Origin of the sequence: Methylophaga marina, from assembly GCF_030296755.1 — a bacterium.
Taxonomy (GTDB): domain Bacteria; phylum Pseudomonadota; class Gammaproteobacteria; order Nitrosococcales; family Methylophagaceae; genus Methylophaga; species Methylophaga marina.
This window is the reverse complement of the sequence record NZ_AP027741.1, coordinates 666,939-690,193: the sequence shown is the minus strand read 5'-3', so window position 1 is coordinate 690,193 and position 23,255 is coordinate 666,939. Positions and strand designations below refer to the sequence as shown.

The 23,255-nt window shown below is 43.2% G+C and carries 21 protein-coding genes, 1 tRNA gene and 1 pseudogene; 20 read left to right on the top strand and 3 right to left on the bottom strand.

The features are described 5' to 3' along the window. Nucleotides 1-80 precede the first annotated feature (80 nt). The 4 genes from QUE24_RS03375 to QUE24_RS03360 all read left to right on the top strand — a co-directional run bounded on the left by QUE24_RS03375 (nt 81) and on the right by QUE24_RS03360 (nt 2,661). The gene (locus QUE24_RS03375; protein WP_286305252.1) at nt 81-305 is read left to right on the top strand and encodes a PAS domain-containing protein; all 225 of its coding nucleotides are present in this window, start codon (nt 81-83) and stop codon (nt 303-305) included. Beyond that, the gene (gene glnL, locus QUE24_RS03370) at nt 302-1,132 is read left to right on the top strand and encodes a nitrogen regulation protein NR(II) (protein WP_286305251.1); all 831 of its coding nucleotides are present in this window, start codon (nt 302-304) and stop codon (nt 1,130-1,132) included. The genes QUE24_RS03375 and glnL overlap by 4 nt, the downstream gene beginning before the upstream one ends. Continuing rightward, nucleotides 1,122-2,531, top strand: coding sequence for a nitrogen regulation protein NR(I) (gene ntrC, locus QUE24_RS03365; RefSeq protein ID WP_286305250.1), 1,410 nt, complete (start codon nt 1,122-1,124; stop codon nt 2,529-2,531). Before glnL ends, ntrC begins: the two co-directional genes overlap by 11 nt. Before the next feature lie 53 nt (nt 2,532-2,584). Next, a tRNA-Met gene (locus QUE24_RS03360) sits at nt 2,585-2,661 on the top strand. Between the two features lie 54 nt (nt 2,662-2,715). Here QUE24_RS03360 and QUE24_RS03355 read toward each other — a convergent pair. After that, nucleotides 2,716-3,102 (bottom strand): hypothetical protein, encoded by a 387-nt coding sequence (locus tag QUE24_RS03355; protein WP_286305249.1) that lies wholly within the window; start codon nt 3,100-3,102, stop codon nt 2,716-2,718. Between the two features lie 367 nt (nt 3,103-3,469). On the opposite strand from QUE24_RS03355, the gene rimP reads away from it, so the two are divergent. From rimP to QUE24_RS03275, 16 genes and pseudogenes are all read left to right on the top strand, one after another. Beyond that, nucleotides 3,470-3,916 carry a ribosome maturation factor RimP gene (gene rimP / locus QUE24_RS03350; protein ID WP_286305248.1) on the top strand — a complete coding sequence of 149 codons (447 nt, stop codon included), beginning with the start codon at nt 3,470-3,472 and terminating at the stop codon, nt 3,914-3,916. Between the two features lie 77 nt (nt 3,917-3,993). Then, a complete protein-coding gene (gene nusA, locus QUE24_RS03345) occupies nt 3,994-5,502 on the top strand; it encodes a transcription termination factor NusA (RefSeq protein ID WP_286305247.1) in 1,509 nt (502 codons plus the stop codon). 3 nt (nt 5,503-5,505) lie between these two features. After that, nucleotides 5,506-8,312, top strand: a pseudogene (gene infB, locus QUE24_RS03340) (translation initiation factor IF-2). Beyond that, nucleotides 8,312-8,692: a 30S ribosome-binding factor RbfA gene (gene rbfA / locus QUE24_RS03335; RefSeq protein WP_286305246.1), complete on the top strand. Its 381-nt coding sequence runs from the start codon at nt 8,312-8,314 to the stop codon at nt 8,690-8,692. The pseudogene infB and the gene rbfA overlap by 1 nt, the downstream one beginning before the upstream one ends. A 12-nt stretch (nt 8,693-8,704) precedes the next feature. Then, nucleotides 8,705-9,631 (top strand): tRNA pseudouridine(55) synthase TruB, encoded by a 927-nt coding sequence (truB, locus tag QUE24_RS03330; protein WP_286305245.1) that lies wholly within the window; start codon nt 8,705-8,707, stop codon nt 9,629-9,631. A gap of 133 nt (nt 9,632-9,764) precedes the next feature. Beyond that, nucleotides 9,765-10,034 carry a 30S ribosomal protein S15 gene (gene rpsO / locus QUE24_RS03325; protein WP_007145766.1) on the top strand — a complete coding sequence of 90 codons (270 nt, stop codon included), beginning with the start codon at nt 9,765-9,767 and terminating at the stop codon, nt 10,032-10,034. Between the two features lie 190 nt (nt 10,035-10,224). Beyond that, a complete protein-coding gene (gene pnp / locus QUE24_RS03320; RefSeq protein WP_286305244.1) occupies nt 10,225-12,324 on the top strand; it encodes a polyribonucleotide nucleotidyltransferase in 2,100 nt (699 codons plus the stop codon). 184 nt (nt 12,325-12,508) lie between these two features. Next, a complete protein-coding gene (locus QUE24_RS03315; protein WP_286305243.1) occupies nt 12,509-13,327 on the top strand; it encodes a MotA/TolQ/ExbB proton channel family protein in 819 nt (272 codons plus the stop codon). Beyond that, on the top strand, nt 13,317-13,709 hold the full coding sequence (locus QUE24_RS03310) for an ExbD/TolR family protein (protein WP_286305242.1): 393 nt from the start codon (nt 13,317-13,319) through the stop codon (nt 13,707-13,709). The genes QUE24_RS03315 and QUE24_RS03310 overlap by 11 nt, the downstream gene beginning before the upstream one ends. Further along, a complete protein-coding gene (locus tag QUE24_RS03305; RefSeq protein WP_286305241.1) occupies nt 13,709-14,137 on the top strand; it encodes an ExbD/TolR family protein in 429 nt (142 codons plus the stop codon). Before QUE24_RS03310 ends, QUE24_RS03305 begins: the two co-directional genes overlap by 1 nt. Then, the gene (locus QUE24_RS03300; protein WP_286305240.1) at nt 14,134-14,937 is read left to right on the top strand and encodes an energy transducer TonB; all 804 of its coding nucleotides are present in this window, start codon (nt 14,134-14,136) and stop codon (nt 14,935-14,937) included. The genes QUE24_RS03305 and QUE24_RS03300 overlap by 4 nt, the downstream gene beginning before the upstream one ends. A 64-nt stretch (nt 14,938-15,001) precedes the next feature. Continuing rightward, complete coding sequence (locus QUE24_RS03295) at nt 15,002-15,394, top strand: PepSY-associated TM helix domain-containing protein (protein WP_286305239.1); 393 nt, start codon at nt 15,002-15,004, stop codon at nt 15,392-15,394. Then, a complete protein-coding gene (locus QUE24_RS03290) occupies nt 15,376-16,224 on the top strand; it encodes a PepSY-associated TM helix domain-containing protein (protein WP_286305238.1) in 849 nt (282 codons plus the stop codon). The genes QUE24_RS03295 and QUE24_RS03290 overlap by 19 nt, the downstream gene beginning before the upstream one ends. A 48-nt stretch (nt 16,225-16,272) precedes the next feature. Next, a complete protein-coding gene (locus QUE24_RS03285; RefSeq protein WP_286305237.1) occupies nt 16,273-17,043 on the top strand; it encodes an ATP-binding protein in 771 nt (256 codons plus the stop codon). A gap of 160 nt (nt 17,044-17,203) precedes the next feature. Next, nucleotides 17,204-19,426 carry an EAL domain-containing response regulator gene (locus tag QUE24_RS03280; RefSeq protein WP_286305236.1) on the top strand — a complete coding sequence of 741 codons (2,223 nt, stop codon included), beginning with the start codon at nt 17,204-17,206 and terminating at the stop codon, nt 19,424-19,426. After that, complete coding sequence (locus QUE24_RS03275; RefSeq protein ID WP_286305235.1) at nt 19,405-21,333, top strand: sensor histidine kinase; 1,929 nt, start codon at nt 19,405-19,407, stop codon at nt 21,331-21,333. Before QUE24_RS03280 ends, QUE24_RS03275 begins: the two co-directional genes overlap by 22 nt. On the opposite strand, the gene QUE24_RS03270 is transcribed toward QUE24_RS03275, so the two are convergent. Then, nucleotides 21,287-22,513 carry a sensor histidine kinase gene (locus QUE24_RS03270; RefSeq protein WP_286305234.1) on the bottom strand — a complete coding sequence of 409 codons (1,227 nt, stop codon included), beginning with the start codon at nt 22,511-22,513 and terminating at the stop codon, nt 21,287-21,289. The genes QUE24_RS03275 and QUE24_RS03270 overlap by 47 nt on opposite strands. 117 nt (nt 22,514-22,630) lie before the next feature. Next, a complete protein-coding gene (locus tag QUE24_RS03265; RefSeq protein ID WP_286305233.1) occupies nt 22,631-23,254 on the bottom strand; it encodes a response regulator transcription factor in 624 nt (207 codons plus the stop codon). Between the last annotated feature and the right edge of the window lies 1 nt (nt 23,255).

The following is a 23,255-nucleotide window of genomic DNA, read 5'->3' as shown; positions in this document are numbered from 1 at the left end:
TAACTTTAAACATTTTGATAGTGCTCAAATGTGGAGCGTTTTTTGCTATCAAATTACGCATGAATATGAGTGTTACCACTATGAGTCACAATACTTTCAACAGCAATGATGTATTGGAAAGTTTATCTACTTCCGTGCTGATCTTAGATTCAGCTTTACGGGTTAGTTATATCAACACAGCAACTGAAATTTTATTTGAAATTAGCCAGCGCCAAGCTGAAAACATTCCTCTACAAACCCTACTTCCAGGCGAAAAAAGCTTTTTAAATCACTTGAACGAGTGGTATCCACAGGTCAAGCTTTGATTGAGCGTGAAGTCCATTTGTTTTTGCCGGCCAGCGGTGAAGTACTTGTAGATTGCTCTATTAAGGTACTGGATACAGATGACTCTTATGTCATTCTTGAACTTGCATTACTTGATTATCAACAAAGGATCAGTAGGGATGAAAATCTTCACACTCAACAGCAAGTCGTGCGTGGCCTTGCCCATGAAATAAAAAACCCATTAGGCGGTTTACGTGGTGCGGCACAATTACTTGAGAGACAGCTAGACTCTGAAGATTTAAAAGAATACACACGTATCATTATCACGGAAGCGGATCGTCTACAGAACTTGATGAACAGAATGCTGGGACCAAATCAGCAACCTGAAAAACGACATACCAACATTCATGAAATTCTTCAGCATGTTCGCCAATTGGTGGATATTGAAGTTGATGAACGACTTAAGTTTAAGATTGATTATGACCCGAGTATTCCTGATCTTTTTGCTGATTTTGACCAGCTGATTCAGATTTTTCTCAATATTGTGAGAAATGCTGTTCAAGCTATGCATGGCGTAGGTTTAATTATCCTTCGGACCCGGATACAGCGAAATATCACCATTGAAAAACAATATTACCGTTTAGGGGTGTTAGTTGAGGTTGAAGACAATGGCCCTGGCATCCCCGAATCTCTTCAAGATAGTTTGTTTTATCCATTAGTTACTGGAAGAGCTGATGGAACTGGACTTGGGTTGTATTTGGTACAGAACTTAGTGCAACGCAATGGTGGAACAGTCAGCTGCTCCAGCAAAGTTGGACAAACTATTTTTTCCGTAACATTTCCTTTGGAGTTTGGACGTGAGCGCTAGCAGAGCGATAGCTTGGATTGTTGATGATGACCGATCAATTCGGTGGGTTTTACAAAAAGCATTGGAAGTGGTTGATATTACAGTTCGCGCTTTTGAAACCGGTGATATCGCACTTAATGAGCTAAAACAAGGTCGTGAACAAAGACCGGATGTATTAATCAGCGATATCAGAATGCCTGGTATTGATGGTCTTGAACTTCTATCTGAAATTAAAGAACGCTACCCAGAGTTACCGGTGATTATTATGACGGCCTATTCTGATTTGGATAGTGCCGTATCTGTATACGAAGGTGGGGCGTTTGAATATTTACCCAAACCATTTGATGTTGATGAGGCGGTTGAGCTAGTCCAACGGGCTATCAGTCATAGTCGTGAACAGAATAGCGAGCCCGCTGAAAATGTAAATATCGGCACAGATATTGTTGGTGAAGCACCTGCAATGCAAGAGGTTTTTAGAGCGATAGGACGGCTGGCGCGTTCAAATATCACCGTCATGGTGAATGGGGAGTCAGGAACAGGGAAAGAATTAGTTGCTCAAGCACTGCATCGTCATAGCCCGAGAAAGCATGGTCCTTTCATTGCTTTAAACATGGCTGCAATCCCCAAAGAGCTACTCGAATCAGAATTGTTTGGCCATGAAAAAGGGGCCTTCACTGGCGCGCATGTACAGCGAAAAGGTCGGTTTGAACAAGCTAATGGCGGTACCTTATTCCTAGACGAAATCGGGGATATGCCTATCGAGCTACAAACACGACTCTTGCGTGTGCTATCAGATGGTGAGTTTTTCCGAGTTGGTGGACATAGTGCAGTAAAAGTAGATGTTCGAATCATTGCCGCAACCCATCAAAATCTTGAAAAGCTTGTTGAGCGAGGCGATTTCCGTGAAGATTTATTTCATCGGCTGAATGTCATTCGAATTCATATTCCATCACTTCGTGAACGTCGAGAGGATATTCCAGCTTTGGTCGCTTATTTTCTGAATAAGGCTGCTAAAGAATTAAATATGTCAACGAAATCAGTTGCAACTGATGTGGAGATGTATTTATCCCAATTACCTTGGCCAGGAAATGTTCGACAATTAGAGAACACGTGTCGTTGGCTGACAGTCATGTCACCTGGGCAAGTCGTTCAGATGGATGATTTGCCTGTCGAGCTCTCTACAGAAACAATAGATGCCAATAACGGTAGACAAGGCGGTGACTGGCAACAGTTGTTCAGACAATGGGCAGCAAACAAGGCTTTGACTGGACAGGAAGGTGCACTGGCAGATGTTGTTCCACTTATCGAGCATTTACTGATGGAAGTTGCTCTCGAGAAAACAGCAGGTAAACGTCAGGAAGCAGCTAAATTATTAGGGTGGGGTAGAAACACGCTGACGCGTAAACTAAAAGAAAATTAGAATAAGGCTTGCGTCACCATGAACTGGTATGTATAATGCATTGCTTAATCAGGTGCGGGGTGGAGCAGCCTGGTAGCTCGTCGGGCTCATAACCCGAAGGTCGTTGGTTCAAATCCAGCCCCCGCTACCAATAGAATATAAAAAGCTCAAAACAACTTGTTGTTTTGAGCTTTTTTATTGGGCGTTAATACACCTCACCGTATCTCTTGATCGCATCTTCTTTTTCTATAAATGTGGCATTAACTAATTCCCAATGCTGCTGACTCTCCATAACAACGTTACAGCCTAGTGCTTGCATGTGACCGCTTTGCAGAGCAAACATGGAGCGACCAGCCTGCCTTACATCGGAAAAATAACGATCTAAACTGATATCGATTACTTTTTTTGGATGAATATTCTCAACATAGATACGTAATCCGCCTCGTTGTGTACAGTCACTACTAGTATCTTCATCTTCTATTGTTTTAAACACTATGTAATCTGAAGCATGTTCACTGTCAGCAGAGAGAGGATGGCTGACACTTATAGAACATAAAAAATAAAGAATAAAACGAGATAGTGATATTTTCATGAGTTACTTTTCCTGTGCTTACAGAAAACAAACTGACCTGACTGCAGGAATGAAAGTTTTCCCAAGAAAGATATAAAGGTAATTTTCATAGCATGAATGTCAGTTGATTCATGATTGTGTGGTTGAAGCAAGTAAAACTGAGTTTGTGGCTATAAATAGTTTAAGTTGCTGTGACGGGTAGGTTTCTGTTAATATTCTGTGCTTTCTGGAGAGCAATCAGTACTGGAAGCAAGCTTATTCCAGCACAGATGCTTATGGCAGAGCGGTGTAGATTAGCCGCATGACAATATTTTGAATTCCGGGCCCCTGTATGGGGTTTTTGTTTTTCTGGAGAATTGATTTAAGCCGCAAGGCTTAATACATACTTATGGCCATTACTGATCAGATTGAACAACTTGTTGAGTCTTCCATTGAGACTCTTGGATATGAATTGGTAGGCATTGAATATATCCAGGGCGGCCCCGATCCTATCTTACGAATCTACATTGATGCTGAGCAAGGCATTGGTATAGAAGACTGTGAAAGGGTTAGTCATCAAGTGAGCGGTATTCTTGATGTAGAAGAGCCAATTCGAAGTGCTTACGTGCTGGAAGTATCATCCCCAGGATTTGATCGACCTTTATTTAAGGCTCGGGACTTTGAAAGATTTAAAGGTGCTGAAGCCAAAATAACAATGAAATTACCTGTCGCTGGCCGACGTAATTTCAAGGGCGTATTAGAGGGCTTTAGTGATGGTGAGATCTTAATAGAAGTGGATGGTGAGGTATATGCCTTGCCTTTGGCAAAGTTAGCAAAAGCAAGACTTGTTGCCTAAAACAAGCGTATTATTAGCGGTTAATATATTGAATACTGAGCTGGATTTGGTCTGCTACGTAATCCACTGGGGGCGTGATGAATAACAAAGAAATTTTATTGGTTGTCGATGCCATGTCTAATGAAAAAGGCGTGGGCAAGGAAGTGATTTTTCAGGCAATTGAAGCGGCGTTAGCGATGGCTACACGTAAACGCTACGACATGGCATTGGATGCACATGTACAGATCGATCGTGTCACAGGTAATTACGAAACGTTTCGTCAATGGTTGATCGTCGAAGATGAAGACTATCAGTCACCAGAGACAGAAATTACAATAGACGATGCTCAAGAAAGCAATCCTGATGCTGTAGTGGGTGAGTATGTTCGCGAACCTATGGAGTCTGTTGAGTTTGGTCGTATTGCGGCACAGACTGCTAAACAGGTGATTGTCCAGAAAGTACGTGAAGCAGAACGCGCACAGGTAGTCGACCAATATCGTGAGAAGGTCGGTCAAATGATTCACGGTACAGTGAAACGTGTTGAGCGTGGCAATGTGACTTTGGATCTTGGTGGTAATGCAGAAGCATTTTTACCACGTGAAGAAATGATCCCGCGTGAGAGTTTCAGAACGGGTGACCGTATTCGTGGTTACTTAAAAGAAATTAGACCAGAAGGTCGTGGTCCACAACTCATCGTCAGCCGTGTTGCTCCTGAGTTATTAATCGAACTCTTCCGCTTAGAAGTGCCTGAAATCAGTGATGGCATGATCGAAGTAAAAGGGGCGGCGCGTGATGCTGGTTTGCGAGCTAAGATTGCTGTACTGGCCAAAGAGTCACGTATAGATCCTGTTGGTGCCTGTGTCGGTATGCGTGGATCACGTGTTCAAGCAGTCACTAATGAGCTAGCTGGAGAGCGTGTTGATATTATCCTTTGGGATGAAGATGTTGCTCGATTTGCTATTAATGCCATGGCGCCAGCTGAAGTTTTATCTATCGTTGTTGATGAAGACGCGCATAGCATGGACATTGCTGTTGAAGATGCTCAGTTATCTCAAGCGATTGGTCGCGGTGGACAAAATGTGCGCTTAGCCAGCCAATTAACGGGGTGGGAACTCAATGTGATGTCAGCTTCTGATGCTGACAAAAAAGCAGAGTCTGAAATTGGCGAATTAATCAAAACCTTCATGGCGGATCTTGATGTCGATGAAGATGTTGCATTAATTCTGGCCCAAGAAGGCTTCTCATCACTTGAAGAAGTGGCTTATGTCCCAGAGCATGAAATGCTCGACATTGAAGAGTTTGATGCCGATATCGTTGCTGAACTTCGTTCGAGAGCAAGAGATGTACTTTTAACTCGCGCGATTGCAAGTGAAGAACAGCTGGAGTCAGCAGAGCCAACTCAAGAGCTGATAAATATGGAAGGGATGACGCGTGATCTCGCGTTAACTTTGGGAAGTAAAGGTATCACTGATCTTGATGATTTAGCTGAACTCGCCGTCGATGAGTTAGTTGAAATAGGTGGTATGGAAGAACAGCAAGCTGCTGCACTTATCATGAAAGCCAGAGAATCGTGGTTTGCTAATGAACAAACAGATGCAGGGGAGTAACCAATGAGTGACATGAGGGTTAAGGACCTAGCTGGCACAGTCGGAATTACAGCTGAACGCTTGGTCGAACAGCTGAACGAAGCAGGGATTAACGTCTCAAAGCCTGATGACTTCATTACTGAAGATCAAAAACAGACGTTATTACAATTCTTGCAACAGCGTCATGGTAAGTCTGGTGGTGGTGAAACCGCAGTGCCTAAAAAAATTACACTAAAGCGTAAATCAGTTAGTGAAATTAAATTAGGTGGTACAGCACGTGGTGGTAAAAGTGTTAGTGTTGAAGTACGGAAAAAACGTACATACGTAAAACGTAACGAAACTGAAGACAGCACTACCAATACAGAGCAAACCGCTCAGATGAGTGTGGCTGAACAACAAGCTGCTGAGGTGGCGAGACTTGAAGCGCTTCGATTAGAAGAAGCCAAGCGCCGTCAACAGGATGATGAAGCTCGTCGTCTTAAAGAATCTGAAGAAGAAGCAGCGGCTGTAGCGGCGGCAATCGAAGCAGAGAATAGAGCGGCAGAAGAAGCCAAGTTAGCAGCAGAAGAAGAGAAAAAAGCCCTGGAAGAAGAAGCTAAATCTAAGAAAGCTGAAAAAGCGATTGAAGAAACAGTGAAACCTAAACCAAAGCAGAAAACAGAAACATCATCCTTAACGGCCTCTCAACTTGCACATAAAAAGCTTGAAGAAGCTGATGCAAAGAGACGTGCTGCAAACCTGGCTAGAATTGAAGCGGAAAAAGCACTCGAAGCCAAGAAAAAAGCACGTGAAGAAGAAGAGGCTCTTGAGAAAGAAAGGGAAAAAGCACGTGCTGCTGCTGCAGAAGCGCAAGCAAAAGAACAAAAAGCAGGTGTGCGTAAGACGAAAGATGCCGAAGCGAAACATAATCGTGAAAAATCTAGCCGCAAAGGCGGTCGTAACGATGATGAGTTTGAGCGTAAAGAACTTCACGTGACCGAAGGCAAAGGTGGGCGCCGTAAGAAGAAAAAGGATCGGCAGCGAAAGTCGCTGTTAATAAAGATCAAGAACACGGCTTTTCAAAACCTACTGCACCCGTCGTACATGAAGTAAACGTACCGGAAACCATCAGTGTTTCTGATCTAGCTCAGCGTATGTCAGTTAAAGCTGGTGAAGTTATCAAGGCTCTGATGGGACTTGGCACCATGGCCACCATCAACCAGGTTCTTGATCAAGATACCGCAGTTATTGTGGTTGAAGAAATGGGGCATATCGCAAAACCTATCATCGAGAATGAAGTTGAACAAGCACTTCAAGTGTCTGATGAGCATCAGGGCGAAGCGATTGGTCGAGCACCAGTTGTTACTGTCATGGGCCATGTTGACCATGGTAAAACATCGTTATTGGACTACATCCGTCGTACCAAAGTGACTTCTGGTGAGGCAGGTGGTATCACTCAGCATATTGGTGCATACAAAGTCGAAACCAGTCGTGGTGAAATCGCATTCCTTGATACACCGGGCCATGCTGCATTTACTGAAATGCGTTCACGCGGTGCAAAAGTGACTGATATCGTGATTCTGGTGGTCGCAGCAGATGACGGTGTTATGCCGCAAACAATTGAAGCAATTCAGCATGCTAAAGCCGCTGATTCAGTCATCATTGTTGCTGTTAACAAAATAGATAAACAGGATGCTAACCCTGATCGTGTGAAGCAAGAATTAGCTAATCACGAAGTCATTCCAGAAGACTGGGGTGGTGATGTTCAGTTTATTCCTGTATCAGCATTAACGGGGCAAGGTATTGAAGATCTGCTGGAAGCTATTTCGCTTCAGGCAGAGGTTATGGAGCTGAAAGCACCTGAACAAGGACCTGCTCACGGTACTGTCATTGAAGCGCGACTGGATAAAGGTCGTGGTACGGTGGTAACGGTACTGGTTCAACAAGGGACTTTAAACAAGGGCGATATCGTCGTTGTTGGTCAAGAGTATGGCCGCGTTCGTGCTATGTTTAACGAGACAGGCGAACAACTTAAACATGCTGGCCCTTCAACACCGGTAGAGTTACTTGGCTTATCTGGTACACCCGCTGCCGGTGATGAACTTCAGGCAGCGCCTGATGACCGCACTGCACGTGAAATTGCCAACTTCCGTCAAACAAAAGCCCGTGAGCAAAAAATGGCTCAACAACAAGCGGCTAAATTGGACGAAATGTTCAACAAGATGGAAGAAGGTGACGTTAAAACGCTTAATGTTGTTATTAAGGGTGACGTTCACGGTTCTGTTGAAGCAGTGAGTCAAGGGTTGCAGAAACTGTCTACAGATTTAGTAAAAGTCCGTGTTGTCGGTTCAGGTGTTGGTGGTATTAATGAAACCGATGCTCAACTTGCTGCCGCTTCCGATGCGATTCTGATTGGCTTTAATGTTCGTGCTGATAATGCAGCACGTAAAGTGATCAGTGAAAAAGGTCTGGATGTTCAGTACTTCAGCATCATTTATGACCTATTAGACGTTGTTACTAAAGCCATGACAGGTATGCTTGAACCTGTATACAGAGATGAAATCATCGGTCTGGCTAGAGTTGACGATGTATTTAGATCGCCTAAGTTTGGTGACATAGCAGGTTGTTTGGTAGTAGAAGGTACGGTTAAACGCAACAACCCAATTCGTGTACTACGTGATAACGTAGTGGTATACGAAGGTGAGCTCGAATCATTACGTCGCTTTAAAGATGATGTTAATGAAGTCAATGCGGGTACTGAGTGTGGTATCGGTGTGAAGAACTACAAAGATGTCAAACCAGGCGACCAAATCGAAGTGTATGAACGTGTATTAATGAAGCCGACCCTGTAATGGCAAGAGAATTTAGTCGTACAAATCGCTTTAGCGAAGTCATAATGAGAGAACTCGCGTTGATGCTTCAACGCGAGATTTCTGATCCACGGGTGGGAATGGTTACTGTCTCACACGTGGATGTGACGTCGGATCTTAAGTATGCCAAAGTCTATGTCACCCGTTTTAATGGCTTTGAAGATGAGCAGGACATGAAAGAATGTTTAGCAGGTCTGAATAGTGCTGCTGGTTATCTGAGAAGAGGTCTGGCTGGACGGGTCAAGCTAAGAAACATGCCTGAATTGCAATTCTTTTATGATAAAAGCCTGGAACACGGGTTCCACATGGATGAATTGATTGCCAAAGCGAATGCAGATATTCGTCGGGAAGACGAAGACTAATTTATCACGCTGATGGCAAGACGAAATAAAAAAGGTCGGGATGTTACCGGCATTGTCATTATTGATAAGCCTACCGGGCAAAGTTCAAACCACATTCTTCAACGAGTCAAACGCCTGTTCGATGCTAAAAAGGCTGGACATACAGGCAGTCTCGATCCTCTTGCTACAGGCGTGCTTCCTGTTTGCTTGGGTGATGCGACAAAATTATCCAGTTATTTATTAGACGCAGATAAGCAATATCACGTTACCTGTCAGCTGGGTATTATCACCGACAGTGGTGATGCTGACGGTAATGTACTTGAAGAACTGCCCATTCCCGAATTTACTGAATCTACGCTTAATCAAGTCATCCAGCAATTTATCGGTGAGATTGATCAAGTTCCACCTATGTTCTCCGCATTAAAACATCAGGGACAACCGTTATATAAACTTGCAAGACAAGGTATCGATGTAGAAAGAAAAGCGCGTCGAATTACGATCTATGAGATTCAATTGCTCGATTACCAAAAACAGAGTTTTACTTTATCAGTAAGGTGTAGCAAAGGTACCTATATTCGTACCTTGGTAGAAGATATTAGCCATGCCTTAGGCACTGGTGGCCATGTTACAATGCTCAGAAGAACGGCAGTCGCTGGTTATGATTTATCAGACGCCATTACACTAACGTCTCTTCAGGAAAAATCGGATAAGCAGGGCATCAAAGCACTTGATGAACTATTGCAACAAGCAGAAGATGCATTACCCGACTGGCCAAGCATTCAGCTTGATGAAGAGGGGACAAAAAATATTAGTTTTGGACGCTCTATCTCGGTACATGAGCCTTTTATAAGCGCAAATGTCAGATTATTTAATGTGAATAATGAGTTTATTGGTTTAGGCGAAATGTCAGCAGAAGGTGTGGTATCACCGAAGCGTTTATTTGCAAATGCGGTGGCTTAAACTACGCCTTGTTTCATAATAAGAAAGTCGGTAGAATCCTTACCTTCAAAAAGGTTGGCTGTTCTGGTATGTATCTGCTGGGGCAGTTCAGAATTTAACTAGTAGCAAAAGCTACAAAAAGTTGGAGTATTTAATGTCTATTTCTGCACAACAAAAGAAAGAACTGATCACTAAATTTGCACGTTCAGAAGGTGATACTGGTTCTGCTGAAGTACAAGTTGCTTTGTTAACAGCGCGTATCACAAACTTGTCAGAGCATTTCAAAACAAACATTCACGATCACCATTCACGTCAAGGTCTGTTAAAAATGGTTAGCAGCCGTCGTAAAATGTTGGACTATCTGAAAAAGACAGATATCGAACGTTACCGTGCATTGATTGCTGAATTAGGTTTACGTCGCTAAGTTGATTTTGGTGACTCATTATATGCAGCCAATGTGGCCGGCTAAATCGGCGACCTCAAGGCAGGATATATAAAATATGCCCCTGAAGCTATAACAGTTTCAGGGGCATATTCGTTTTTAGATTTATGATTTTTATATCAGTTGTGAAACGGGTTCATAACTGACAACAGAGAAGAGAAGGAAGAAAAGAGTGAACTCAGTAAAAAAGACAGTTCAGTACGGTGACCATTTATTAAGTCTTGAAACCGGAAAAATCGCACGTCAAGCCGGTGGTGCCGTTATTGCCAGTCTTGGCGAAACGTCAGTGTTAGTAACCGTTGTTGGTAAAAAAGATGTCAACCCAGGCCAAGACTTTTTTCCTTTAACTGTTAATTACCAGGAGCGTACCTACGCAGCCGGTAAAATCCCTGGTGGTTTCTTCAAACGTGAAGGCCGCCCAAGTGAAAAAGAAACATTAACGTCTCGCTTAATCGATCGCCCACTACGTCCTTTGTTTCCAAAAGGCTTTGTCAACGAAGTGCAAGTGATTGCAACGGTTGTTGCACTGGATCCAGAAATTGATCCGGATATTCCTTCAATGATAGGTGCTTCAGCAGCACTGGCTATTTCAGGTATGCCATTTAATGGCCCACTGGGTGCTGCACGTGTTGGTTATGTTGATGGCAGCTATGTATTAAACCCAGGTAAAGCTCTTCTGGATAAAAGCGCATTAGACCTGGTCGTTGCAGGTACTGAAAGCGCTGTTTTAATGGTCGAGTCTGAAGCCTCTGAGTTACCTGAAGAAGTGATGCTGGGTTCGGTCATGTTCGGTCACCAGCAAATGCAGACAGCTATTAACTTGGTCAAAGAGTTACAAGCTGAAGTCGGCAAACCTGCCTGGGATTGGACTGCACCTGAAAAAGACGTCACTTTATATAATCAAGTGAAAGACACTGCCTATGCTGGTATTCAAGAATCTTATGCTATCAGCGACAAGCTAGCGCGTTTAGAACAGTTAGGTAATGTTCGTTCAGCAGCCGTCGAAGCTATTGCTACAGAAGATTCAGAATATTCTGAAGATGATGTGAAAGGCGTTTTTGCCAAGTTAGAAAAAGAATTAGTGCGCGGTAAGATCATTGCTGGTGATCCACGTATCGATGGCCGTGACACATCAAGTGTTCGCCCAATCTTCGTTGAAACAGGTGTCTTACCACGTGTCCATGGCTCAGCATTATTCACTCGCGGTGAAACTCAAGCTATCGTTGTGGCCACATTGGGCGCCGAGCGTGATGCGCAAATGATTGATGCTGTGGAAGGTGAATATCGTGACCGCTTTATGCTTCACTATAATTTCCCTCCATTCTGTGTTGGTGAAACAGGTTTTGTTGGTTCACCAAAACGTCGTGAAATCGGTCACGGTAAATTAGCCAAACGTGGTATTCAGGCTGTTATGCCTTCAGCGGAAGAATTTCCGTATGTAGTGCGTGTTGTCTCTGAAATCACCGAATCAAACGGTTCAAGTTCAATGGCTTCAGTCTGTGGTACCAGCTTGGCGTTAATGGATGCGGGTGTGCCGATTAAAGCACCTGTTGCCGGTATCGCGATGGGCTTAATCAAAGAAGAAAATGGTTACGCTGTATTGACGGATATCTTGGGTGATGAAGATCATTTAGGTGATATGGACTTTAAAGTAGCTGGTACTGATAAAGGTGTCACTGCATTGCAGATGGACATCAAAATCGAAGGTATCAACGAAGAAATCATGCGTACTGCGTTAGCTCAAGCGCGTGATGGTCGTATGCATATCCTTGAAAAGATGAATGCAGTTATTAACACGCACCGTCAGGAAATGTCTGAATTTGCGCCACGCATTATTACTATCAAAATCCACGCAGATAAAATTCGTGACGTGATTGGTAAAGGTGGTGCCACTATCCGTGCCATCACTGAAGAAACAGGTGCTACTATCGATATTCAGGACGATGGTACCGTGATGATTTTCTCTTCTGACTACAATGCTGGACAACAAGCATTGCGTCGAGTTGAAGATATTACTGCTGAAGTTGAAGTCGGTAAGATCTACGAAGGTCGTGTGGCTAAACTAATGGACTTTGGTGCGTTTGTGACCATTCTGCCTGGTAAAGACGGTCTGGTACATATTTCTCAAATTTCAGAAGAACGTGTTGAGAATGTGTCAGATAAATTATCTGAAGGTGATTTAATCCAAGTCAAAGTCTTGGAAGTTGATCGTCAAGGCCGTATCCGTCTTAGTATGAAAGCGGTTAACGAAGAGGTGAAAGAAGAAGAGTAAATCTTCTGCGCTACTTCGCAAAAAAGCCCCGCACTGCGGGGCTTTTTTTATGCATGAGTAAAAAATTTCTTCTAACGGATGAGATATAGGTCAATTCACACAATCACGGCTGTAAATATGGCATAACTCTCTTGATAAGGTAAATGATAACGATTATCATTGCTGGCTCGAAAAGGGGAATTTTATGGCTCAAGAAAACGACGCATTAGGTACAACTGAGAATATCAGTAATAACGGCGCTGCAGTGACAGACGTAAATACCGATCCAAGTACAGTCTCGCCAGCAATGACCGATGCTTTAACTAGTACAGATCCAACAACGTTGGCTCCGCAAGCAGATGCGATGACACAGTTTGTGGAGTTCATGCAGGTAGGTGGACCTGTTGTATGGATTCTGACAGGTTTTTCGGTAATCGCATTAGCGATTACACTCATTAAACTCTGGCAGTTCATGTCAACGCGACCAGAATCCTCCAAACACCTTAAGTCTGTTATTCAACATTGGCAAAAAGGCGATGCTACCGAAGCCATGATGATGTTGAATCCAAAACGACCAGTGGATGAGCTGGTGCTGATGTCGATTAGAGGTCTAACTCAACATAAAATGGATCTTGCGACCTTAAAAGAAGAGCTTGATCGTGTTGCTACGCTGCGCCTCAATCAATTACGTGCCTACCTTCGCCCAATGGAGGTTATCGCTACATTAAGTCCTTTATTAGGTCTGTTAGGTACCGTGTTGGGGATGATTATCGCCTTCCAACAAATGGAAGCTGCAGGGAATCAGGTGGATCCGTCTGTTTTATCCGGTGGTATCTGGCAAGCATTATTAACAACAGCAGTTGGTCTGGCTGTGGCCATACCGGTTGTGACAGTACATAACTGGATGGAGCGTAAAGTTGAGCGTGTTGCATCGCTGATGAATGACACTGTCACCCAAATTTTCACAACAGCGCCTGCTAAGCCAGTGTCTGCTGAAAACAATACCATGCGCCATGCTGCTTAATACAGAACCGCCAAGACATAAAAGAGCCATTAGTCTGACACCGCTTATTGATGTGGTGTTTATTCTGTTGCTGTTCTTTATGTTGTCTTCGACCTTTATCCAGTGGCGGCAAATTGATGTGTCGGCACCAAGTGAATCTCAGGCAGAATCTCGTGAGCAACGTGTTGTCACTCTGGTGTCAAATGACGGTACATACAAAATTGGTAATATGACCTTGTCTTTAAAAGATGCAAACTCTGTGGTTACGGTGGTTAATCAAGATCCTGATGCTGTCTATGTCATTGAGGTTAAATCAGGTATTCAAACACAAAGTATGATTGATCTGCTTGATGCCTTTAAACAGGCAGGCGCTAAATCTGTCAGCCTGGCAGGGATAAATTGATGAAAGTCGGACAGTCGATTCAACATAAAAAGCCTGATCAAGATGATAGCTTGGTGCCGTTAATTAACATTGTGTTTCTGATGCTCATATTTTTTATGGTCGCGGGACACATTAGTCAGTCTGACCCTATTAAAGTACAGCCGCCTTTATCTGCGAGTGAAACAAAGCAAGTCGAAGAACCCTTAGTTATTATCGTATCTGAAGATGGGCAAGTAGCGATTGATCAGGCAATTACAGATGATGAGGCGCTATTACCCACCATCAACAAACGTTTTGAAGCGACAGAAGATAAAGATACGTTTCATATCTTAGTTAAAGTGGATGGCAATCTGCCGGTGGAAAGGCTTCAAGATGTGCTGACCATAATCAAGCAATCTGGCATCAAGCGTGTCTCATTGGCGACACAAAAACAAGCTGAACTAACATGACAAAAAATCGTTATTGGATCTTTGCGCTTTTGGTGGCCGTTGCTATTCATGCCGCTGGCTTCGTCTTTTTTACCTATCAGCCTGAAGAAGAAGATGGTGCTGAGCTAACTGGCTTACAAGGTGTAGAAATTGATCTGGGTATGCTTGGTGACCTTGGTGACGTAGAAAAAACGCAAGAAAAAGCGACGGAGTCAGAGCCCGAACCTGAACCAGAAAACGAGCCGGAACCTGAACCTGTTGTCGAGCCAAAACCTGTCGTTGAACCTGAACCTGTGGTTGAACCCGAACCTGTTGTAGAGCCTGAGCCAAAAAAAGTTGAGGCAAAACAAAAAACAGAAACAAAGGTAAAAGCACAAACCAAGCCTAAACCAGAACCAAAAAAAGTGGTTGAAGAGCTTATCGAAAAAGAAGTCACAGCAGAAAAGCCGGTGAAAAAACAAACAGTCGCGACAACAACGACCAGTACAAACGTGAATAAACAGACTGCCCAGAAGAAAACAACCGGGCAAGCAAGTGCACAGCTGAGTGGTGGTCAGATAGCAGCGCAAAAATCTTACTACAGTGAGCTGGCTGCAACACTGGCCAAGCATAAACGTTATCCCATGGCTTCAAGACGTCGTGGTGAAGAAGGGATCGTCAAACTGTTTTTTGTGGTTGATCGTGATGGCAAGGTGTTGGATTTTCGTATTACACAAAGTTCGGGGTCAAAACGTTTAGATGAAGCGGTTATAAGCATGTTAAAAAAGCCCAACCGTTACCTTCGTTTCCGGATGACATGTTGCAGTCTCAGCTTGAGGTGAATGTGCCGATTGCTTTCCAGCTTAATACATAAGTTCAGCTTTAATATGTTTCACGGTGGTTAATATGCGATCAATCGGAGTACTTATTCACCGCTGGTTTGGACTGGCCAGTGCTGTGTTTTTATTCATAGCCGGTCTCACCGGCGCGATTATCTCCTGGGACCATGAGCTGGACGAATGGCTCAATCCACAGCTATATAAAGCCAAAACACAAGATGTGGACTTTGCTGCAATTGATGCTTTATCTCTTGCTAACAAGTTTGAAGCTGACAATCCACAGTTAATGGTCAGCTTTATGCCGCTCAATATTGAGGCTGAGCATAGTTTAATGATGACAGTCATGCCCAGACCTGTTCCTGAGACTGGCAAAGCGGCTGCCGTGGATTTTAATCAGGTAGCCATCGATCCTGCGACCTCTGAGGTGCAGGCAAATAGAATGTGGGGGAGATTTCGCTAACGCGCGAGAACATCCTACCTTTTCTCTATAAGCTTCACTACAGCATGCATATACCGGATGGTTTTGGTTTGGAGCTCGGTATTCTGTTTATGGGCATTATTGCTATTGTCTGGACAATAGATAGTTTCATTGCCTTATGGATAAGTTTTCCAAAAGCAAAAAGCTGGAAGAAGTCATTACGGTTCCGTTGGAAACAAGGCGGCTACAAATTAAACTTTGATCTTCATCGCTCTGGCGGCGTCTGGTTATGGGGCTTTGTGCTGATTTTAGCGGTGACATCTATCTCGATGAATCTAAATAATGAGGTGATGCGCCCAGTGTTATCTGTTTTCTCTGAGTTGACGCCTACCCCGTTTGATGAGCGTACACCGACACCATTAGATGAACCCATCAATGCCGAGTTGAGTCGTGAACAGATTCTGCCGATTGCACGTCAACAAGCCGACAAGTTAGGCATTTCAGATCCTGCAGGCGGGATTTTTTATGCGTCTCATTACGATGTTTATGGCGTGGGATTTTATAAGCCGGAGAATGATCATGGCGATGGTGGTTTAGGCAATCCGTGGCTTTATTTCGATGGTAAAAGTGGTGACTACCTTGGCGGTAAGATACCTGGGCAAGGCACGGCAGGTGATATTTTCATTCAAGCCCAGTTCCCTCTACATTCTGGTCGTATTTTGGGTTTGCCTGGTCGAATTATGGTCTCAATTATGGGATTGATGATAGCTATTTTTAGTGTCACAGGCATCATTATCTGGGCCAAAAAACGTCGAGCCAGAGTATCAACGAGAACCAATCAAGCATTGAATATGTCTTCTTCTCTTCGCTAGCATAGATGATGCTATGCTAGCTTTATTTGAATAAATGAAGGATAGCTTATGCGCATTGATTGGCATCAGGTTTACGCCGCCATCTGGCGAAGTAAAAGTCAAAAACTAAAACCTGTTGTTCGCCTCGATCCTGTTCGTCTGGATGAGCTTCAAGGCATAGACAGACAAAAGCAAGCGATTATCGATAACACGCAACATTTTCTTGAAGGCAAAACCAGTAATCACGCATTGTTGTGGGGAGCCAGAGGCACGGGCAAGTCCTCTGTCATTAAAGCCTTACTGAACGAAATGGCTCCAAAGGGCCTACGAATTATACAAATTGATAAAGATGATCTGGGCTTCTTACCTGAAATTCTGGATGATCTAGAACAAGAAAGTGAGCAATTTCGCTTTATCATTTTCTGTGATGATTTATCTTTCGAAGCCGGCGAATCCAGTTATAAGCCACTCAAAACATTATTGGAAGGTGGCCTTGAGTTACCCCCAGAGCATGTGCGTCTGTATGCGACTTCAAACCGCCGTCATTTATTGCCAGAGAAACAGTCTGAAAATCAGCTGAGCGGGGTAGTGGATGGTGAAGTGCATTATGCCGATAGTTTAGAGGATAAACTCGCTTTATCGGACCGCTTCGGACTCACCTTATCTTTTTATCCTGCTAACTGGGAAAATTATTTCGCTATAGTTGAAACTCTATTTGCCGATATCAATACTGATAAGAGCCAGTTACACGAAGCGGCACGCCTATATGCCATGGGGCGAGGAAGTCATAGTGGCAGAACGGCTAAGCAGTTTTATCAGTACTATCGTGCTCAGTTTTAACAAAACCACATAAATGCTTGGTTGATTGTTGTATGCAATTTTGGCTAACTAAGCTCTACAGTAGAAATGATAAATAACGAACGTAACAAACTGTGACGATAAGAATAATAGTGAATTAATACAATCCTAAAAAAACAGCGTGGCTTGAATTGCACAAAGGATGATCCGAAATGAGTCGAGACAATTCTTTTTCGAGTTTGATACAGAGACTGATTACTTCTCGACATCACCCAAGTCACGCTGGTTAATTCTGACGGTTGAAGATAATGATATTTTTCAGCAGTCTCTGGTGAGTGCTTTGTCGAGAATGATTATTCAAGGCAAAACACTGGAAATCCTCACCGCTTCCTCTGCGAAACAAGCTAAAGTCGTGCTTGAACAACGTCCCGATATTAACCTTGTCCTACTTGATGTTGTCATGGAAACTGACGATGCCGGTTTACGCCTGATTGATCATATTCGGTTTACCTTACAGAACCCCATCACTCGTATTATTTTATTAACAGGGCAGCCTGGTATGGCGCCCAACCGCTCAGTGATGGAGCAATATGATATTGATGACTACTGGTGTAAAACTGAGCTGGGAGAAGAGCATTTATTTAATGTTATGAATGGCAACCTCAAGACCTGGCAACGTATGAGTGAGCTAAAAAATGCACATCAGGGCCTGGAGAGAGTTGTGACTGCGTCACAAAAGATTTCATGTCAACATGATTTATCACCTTTCTCTCAAACCGTACTGGAGCAGATTGATCAAATTATTGGTATTAGTGATGGTGGCATTATGAGTCTAAAGATGTCTGATCCACTTGACCTTAACAACGATTCTGCTGTTTTAGCGGCTACCGGCCAATATCAACCTTACATTGGCCAGCCCGTCATTTCTATTGAAAATGATTTGTTATTAAAACGAATACAACAACTGTTAGAGCAAAAGCAGCATATATTTGATGGCCATTCTTCTTTATTGTATTTTTCTTTCCAAGAGCCCAACCCTGTCTATTACGTTATTGTTGTGAAATCAACAGATGTGTTGACTGAGTCTAATATCCATCTTCTGAAAGTGTTTGCTGAAAACATTGCGAATGGCTTTTCAAATATTGCACTCACTGATTATCTCAATGAGTTAGCATTCAAACATTGGCAGACAGGTATCTATAACCGTAATTGGTTCTGCAAACAGCTTGAGAATGAAGCCTATTGGAATAATAACGCTCAAATCGTGTTGATCTCGATCGATAGGTTGAGTGATATCACGGTGACATTCGGAGAAAAGTTTGTCATTCAGTTACTTGAGACTGTCTATGCTGAATTGTCAGACATAACTGGCATACAAGCCATATCCATCATCAGTCGGGATGCTTTTGCCATTTTATTGGAAAAATCACAGCTATTGACGGCAGAAAAATTCGAACAAATTTTAGGCAAAAAAAATCATATCCAACACCTTGAGCATAAAGTGATTGCTCAGGCGGTATCCGCGCAGCTCACGCCCTCATTAAATCACAGTCCTGAGCGTTTATTAGGTCAGTTGGAGAGTCATTTATTACGTTTACGCACCACAAGTAGTAGCCATTTCCACCATGTCTCTCTCGATAATGAGGCCATATTTTCAAAGCATATCCGTTTGTTAAATGAGTTTAATCTTGGTCTCACCAGAGATGAAGTACAGGCTTATCTACAGCCTAAAGTCAATATGAACACAGGAAAACTGGTTGGCTTTGAAGCCTTGGCACGATGGTTTAAACCGAATGGTGAGATGGTGCCACCTGGTGTTTTTATTCCTATCGCAGAGGCTTCAGGATTGGTTGAGCAACTCGATAGAGTTATCTTATTAAAATCCTGTTCAGCCATAAAACAGTTAGAAGCTGCCGGAATTCAGGTACCCATCTCCTTTAATGTCTCATGTCATGAACTATTATTAAGTGATTTTTCCAGTTCCATCCTCGAGGTTTTAGCCGCCGAAAATGTGGCTCCACAGCAAGTAGATATGGAGATTACAGAAACCTTGGCAATGATAAATTACGAAGAGGTTTCCGCCACATTACGCAAGCTGATCCAGCTGGGCATGGATGTCAGTATTGACGATTTCGGTACTGGGTTTTCATCCCTGTCACATGTCACAGAATTAGCAGCCACCACACTCAAGATTGATAAATCTTTTGTGCAGTATCTCGGTGAAAAATCTTCTTCTGAACATATCGTGGATATGATCATTCGGGTAGCTACACGCTTTGGTATGAAAGTCATTGCTGAAGGGGTGGAAACAGCATTACAAAGAGATAAGCTTATTGAGTTAGGCTGCACCATTGGACAAGGCTATTTCTATGCTCGTCCTATGCCCATTGATGAGGCAGTTAAATGGGCAATGGCGAATTCTTAGCCACGACTGAATCGGCCTCTTTTCGTGTGCCATATGTTTTCAGATATGTATGGCGCAGCTTAATCCTTATTTATATTCCTATTTTGGGGCTTGCTGGTTTTTTCAGTTATCACATTTATTGGCATATTTTTGAGTCCAACTACCAGCCTTATTTTGAATCACAGCAAAGCAGATTGGACAATGCTGTGAATACTTTCTCGCGAGAGCTGGGCCATATCCATCAGCTGATTCGCTTACTTCGTTACAACCAACAGTTTGAAAAAGCATTGCAAGCTGGTATGTCGATTGATTATCAGTCATTGGAAAATGTGTTTACTGATTTTTCCAACGCTTCTTCTCATATTAGTCAATTGAGATGGCTCGATGAAAAGGGCGTTGAAAAGCTGAGAATGAACATATCTGATAAGGGGGTGATTAAGGTTGCTCCTGAAGCATTACAAAATAAATCGAAACGGCAATATGTGAAGGCAGGTATGAGATTGGAACCGGATGAAGTTTATATCTCTGCCATTAATCCAAATATTGAAAATGGACAAATCGTATTACCTCTCGAAAAAACAATCCGAGCCGTCATGCGAACAGGTAAGCAGGATGGCCTACATGATGGCGTGCTTGTCATTAATTTTCTGTTGAATGACATGTTTGAGTCATTGAATCAAAAGCAAGATAATAAACTGCGTATTATCGATAATGAAGGTTATTGGGTGATGCACCCCAACCCTTCGATGGCATTTCGGTCCTATACTGACTATCTTGTCAGAACAGAACGACTATTAAGCCAGGCAGTGATTAAGGGCATACTTGATCAACGGCAATTACATAACTTCATTCACGGCTCAAGATTAATAAGCTATAGCGTGATAGATATCGGTGAAAATGGCCCAGATAACCGGCATCGTCTATTTTTTATTGATAGCTCTGCACCTGATTTATTAGGTTCCCTAAAATACAGGGTTGCCCTGATTGTATTTATTCCGACCGTTTTAGTGCTCGTTGTTCTGTTATTTCTGATTGGGCGATTTCTTTACGATGGTCGTAAGCAATATGATTTATTCAGACAGCTGGCTGTCGAGAAAGAAGCATTAGCCAAGTCTAATCAGCAACTGCAACTGGCATATGAGCAACAACAGCAAATGCAGGATACCCTGGTTGAGCTACGTAAACTATCGTCAATGGGGATGATGGTGGCCGGTTTAGCACATGAGCTTAATACCCCGCTTGGTGGTGCTGCCCTGACATTATCCAGCCTTGACTCTGCACGTGAGCAATTACAACAGGCCATGAGCGATGGCTTGAGAAAGAGCGAATTAGAAGATTATCTGACCCATTCAGCTGAGACCACTGCCTTGGCCAGGAAAAACATCGCTAAAGCGGCGGAACTTGTGAAGAGCTTTAAACGTTTAGCCGTTGATAGACACACGGATGAACCAACGGAATTTGATTTGATGACCGTGATAAATGATGTCGCCACCACGTCTAAGCATAGATTGAAACAGCAGCACATCCATCTGGATATCGTGGGACCGAAACAGTTAGTGATACAGAGTTACGCTGGTATTGTTTCGCAGTTATTCGAAAACCTTATTAGCAATGCCATTTCACATGGGTTTGCTGGACGTAATAATGGACATATCCACATTGAAGTCATACAGACGTCTATGAATGATATATCTGTCAGTGTGTCTGATGATGGTCATGGGATTGATGTCGAGCAGCTGACAACGATTTTTGATCCCTTTGTGACAGGGGCGAGGGGAGCCGGTCATACAGGATTAGGGTTACATCTCTGCCATCAGTGGGTGACCCAGGTGTTAAAGGGATCGATTAGCGTGAGTTCTGAACCTGGTCAGGGTACGACGTTTATTGTGTTACTTCTTGTTGATGTGGATTCATCGTCACAATCGTAAGGGTCACATAGTGTCCGTCAGGATTCACTTGGTTTTGATATGGCCAGTCCAATTTTTTACACAGTTGCTGCGTTAGCTGCAGGCCTAGACCAAACCCTTGATCATTTTCAACACTCTCCTTGTCAGATGGCGAGCTTTGGTTACGGATAGTGACTGTATGTTTGTGTTGATGAATCACCACATGACCATCCCAGGTATGCTGGAACGCATTTCTTATTAAGTTACCGATAATGATTCTGGCTGCCGCGGATGATGCATATAGCGTCGATTCAGTCGTTTCAACTTTGACATCAACGGGTTTGTTCTTCAGCAAATAACGCATTTCATCAACAAGACTATGAATCAGCTCATCGAGACGGAAATCTTGTTTTGCCAGAGACTCTGTTTCTTCTCGGTTCAGCCATAACAGGGTTTCACATAGATGTTGCATAGTGAGGCTAGCACGATCGATGCGTTCAATAATGTCTTGTTGTTTTTCGTTGAGGTCAGCGGGCTGTTTCTGCTGCAGTTTATGTATTAATTCAATATTGTTACGAATAACACTGATGGGGGTGCGTAATTCATGACTGGTATAACGCAAGAAGTTTTGTTCTCGCTCCATAGCCTCATTAACGGATGATAATGACCCTTGAATTAAGGCGGCCATCTCGTTGAGTTCGGGATAAGCAAAGTCAGGAGGCGGGCGTTTTAATGTCTCTGGGGTCAGTTCATGTGTCCATGTGGTCAGTCGGGATACAGGCTGTGATAAACGCTTCATCAACAACCAGGTCAATAAGGCCAGAAGTAGGGTGATCCCGATACTCAAGGTAATAATAAACTGGCGGTTTTGTCTGGCATTTTTTCCAACCAAAGGAGAAGCATCCGCTTTGGTAAAGGGGCGGCTGATAAAATAGTCTTGGTTCTGAATTTTTAACTTAATAAGAAAGTACATCACGCCAGAACCGCGCCCTGTCTCGCCACGTTGGTAATGTTTCTGCAAAGCTGCATAACGCTTTGGCTTATTGAAATATTGCTTGATCGTAGGAGATTGCGCCTCCCAACTGCGAGTAATGGTATAACCATCAGCATAAGGCGCCTGGTGACTATTCTGTTGAGCACGTACATACTCTTCTGCAGCATTTTCCATATTGGCTGAAATAATATTATCCATGCCTCTGAAAAAGAACTGGATACTGAGCATAGAATATCCTGCCACTATCGTTATCCCCAGAACGAGGAAGGCTAATGCAATGTAAAATTTAAGACTCAGTTTAAGTTTCATTTCTTAAGGCAAATCCGTGACCGGGGATGGTGTGAATTAAATTTTTTCAAACGGTGCGTCAACAGCTTTTCTTAAGTGAAACATATGCACTTTCAGGCTATCACTATCTGGTGGTGTATCGCCCCAGACAGCCGCTTCCAACTTTTGTTTAGCCACTACATCGGGATAAGCGCGCATCAATGCTTCCAATAACTGCCAGCTAGTGGGCGACAGTTTTAAACTCTGTCCACTACGTGTCACCGTTTTTGTCTGAAGGTCCATGATGAGATCATCACACTGTAAGCGTTGTACTTGGCCACTACGACGTCGTGATAAGGCTTGAATGCGCACAATCAGTTCATCCAGTTCAAATGGTTTGACCAGATAATCGTCAGTACCGGCATTAAACCCTGTGATTTTGTCACTGAGCTGATCACGGGCGGTTAGCATCAGAATCGGCACGTCATAGCCTTGTTCACGTAACTTTTCACAGACCGTCAATCCATCCATTCTGGGTAGGTTTAAATCCAGTAACAGCACATCGTATTGATGTTGTTGACTAAATTCTAAGCCGGCAAGGCCATTGCTGGCATGATCACATTCAATATTTTCAAGGCTGAGATAATCAATCACTGTTTCTGCCAGATCCAGATCATCTTCGACTAATAACACGTGCAACATG

What these genes read in the sequence shown, in the direction of transcription:
- QUE24_RS03315 (WP_286305243.1), top strand. Translation starts at nt 12,509, where the DNA reads ATGGCTCAAGAAAACGACGCATTAGGTACAACTGAGAATATCAGTAAT.
- QUE24_RS03305 (WP_286305241.1), top strand. Translation starts at nt 13,709, where the DNA reads ATGAAAGTCGGACAGTCGATTCAACATAAAAAGCCTGATCAAGATGAT.
- QUE24_RS03300 (WP_286305240.1), top strand. Translation starts at nt 14,134, where the DNA reads ATGACAAAAAATCGTTATTGGATCTTTGCGCTTTTGGTGGCCGTTGCT.
- QUE24_RS03265 (WP_286305233.1), bottom strand. Translation starts at nt 23,254, where the DNA reads ATGTTGCACGTGTTATTAGTCGAAGATGATCTGGATCTGGCAGAAACA.
- QUE24_RS03375 (WP_286305252.1), top strand. Translation starts at nt 81, where the DNA reads ATGAGTCACAATACTTTCAACAGCAATGATGTATTGGAAAGTTTATCT.
- nusA (WP_286305247.1), top strand. Translation starts at nt 3,994, where the DNA reads ATGAATAACAAAGAAATTTTATTGGTTGTCGATGCCATGTCTAATGAA.
- QUE24_RS03275 (WP_286305235.1), top strand. Translation starts at nt 19,405, where the DNA reads ATGGGCAATGGCGAATTCTTAGCCACGACTGAATCGGCCTCTTTTCGT.
- rbfA (WP_286305246.1), top strand. Translation starts at nt 8,312, where the DNA reads ATGGCAAGAGAATTTAGTCGTACAAATCGCTTTAGCGAAGTCATAATG.
- QUE24_RS03355 (WP_286305249.1), bottom strand. Translation starts at nt 3,102, where the DNA reads ATGAAAATATCACTATCTCGTTTTATTCTTTATTTTTTATGTTCTATA.
- QUE24_RS03295 (WP_286305239.1), top strand. Translation starts at nt 15,002, where the DNA reads ATGCGATCAATCGGAGTACTTATTCACCGCTGGTTTGGACTGGCCAGT.
- QUE24_RS03280 (WP_286305236.1), top strand. Translation starts at nt 17,204, where the DNA reads ATGATCCGAAATGAGTCGAGACAATTCTTTTTCGAGTTTGATACAGAG.
- rimP (WP_286305248.1), top strand. Translation starts at nt 3,470, where the DNA reads ATGGCCATTACTGATCAGATTGAACAACTTGTTGAGTCTTCCATTGAG.
- QUE24_RS03270 (WP_286305234.1), bottom strand. Translation starts at nt 22,513, where the DNA reads ATGCTCAGTATCCAGTTCTTTTTCAGAGGCATGGATAATATTATTTCA.
- truB (WP_286305245.1), top strand. Translation starts at nt 8,705, where the DNA reads ATGGCAAGACGAAATAAAAAAGGTCGGGATGTTACCGGCATTGTCATT.
- rpsO (WP_007145766.1), top strand. Translation starts at nt 9,765, where the DNA reads ATGTCTATTTCTGCACAACAAAAGAAAGAACTGATCACTAAATTTGCA.
- QUE24_RS03285 (WP_286305237.1), top strand. Translation starts at nt 16,273, where the DNA reads ATGCGCATTGATTGGCATCAGGTTTACGCCGCCATCTGGCGAAGTAAA.
- QUE24_RS03310 (WP_286305242.1), top strand. Translation starts at nt 13,317, where the DNA reads ATGCTGCTTAATACAGAACCGCCAAGACATAAAAGAGCCATTAGTCTG.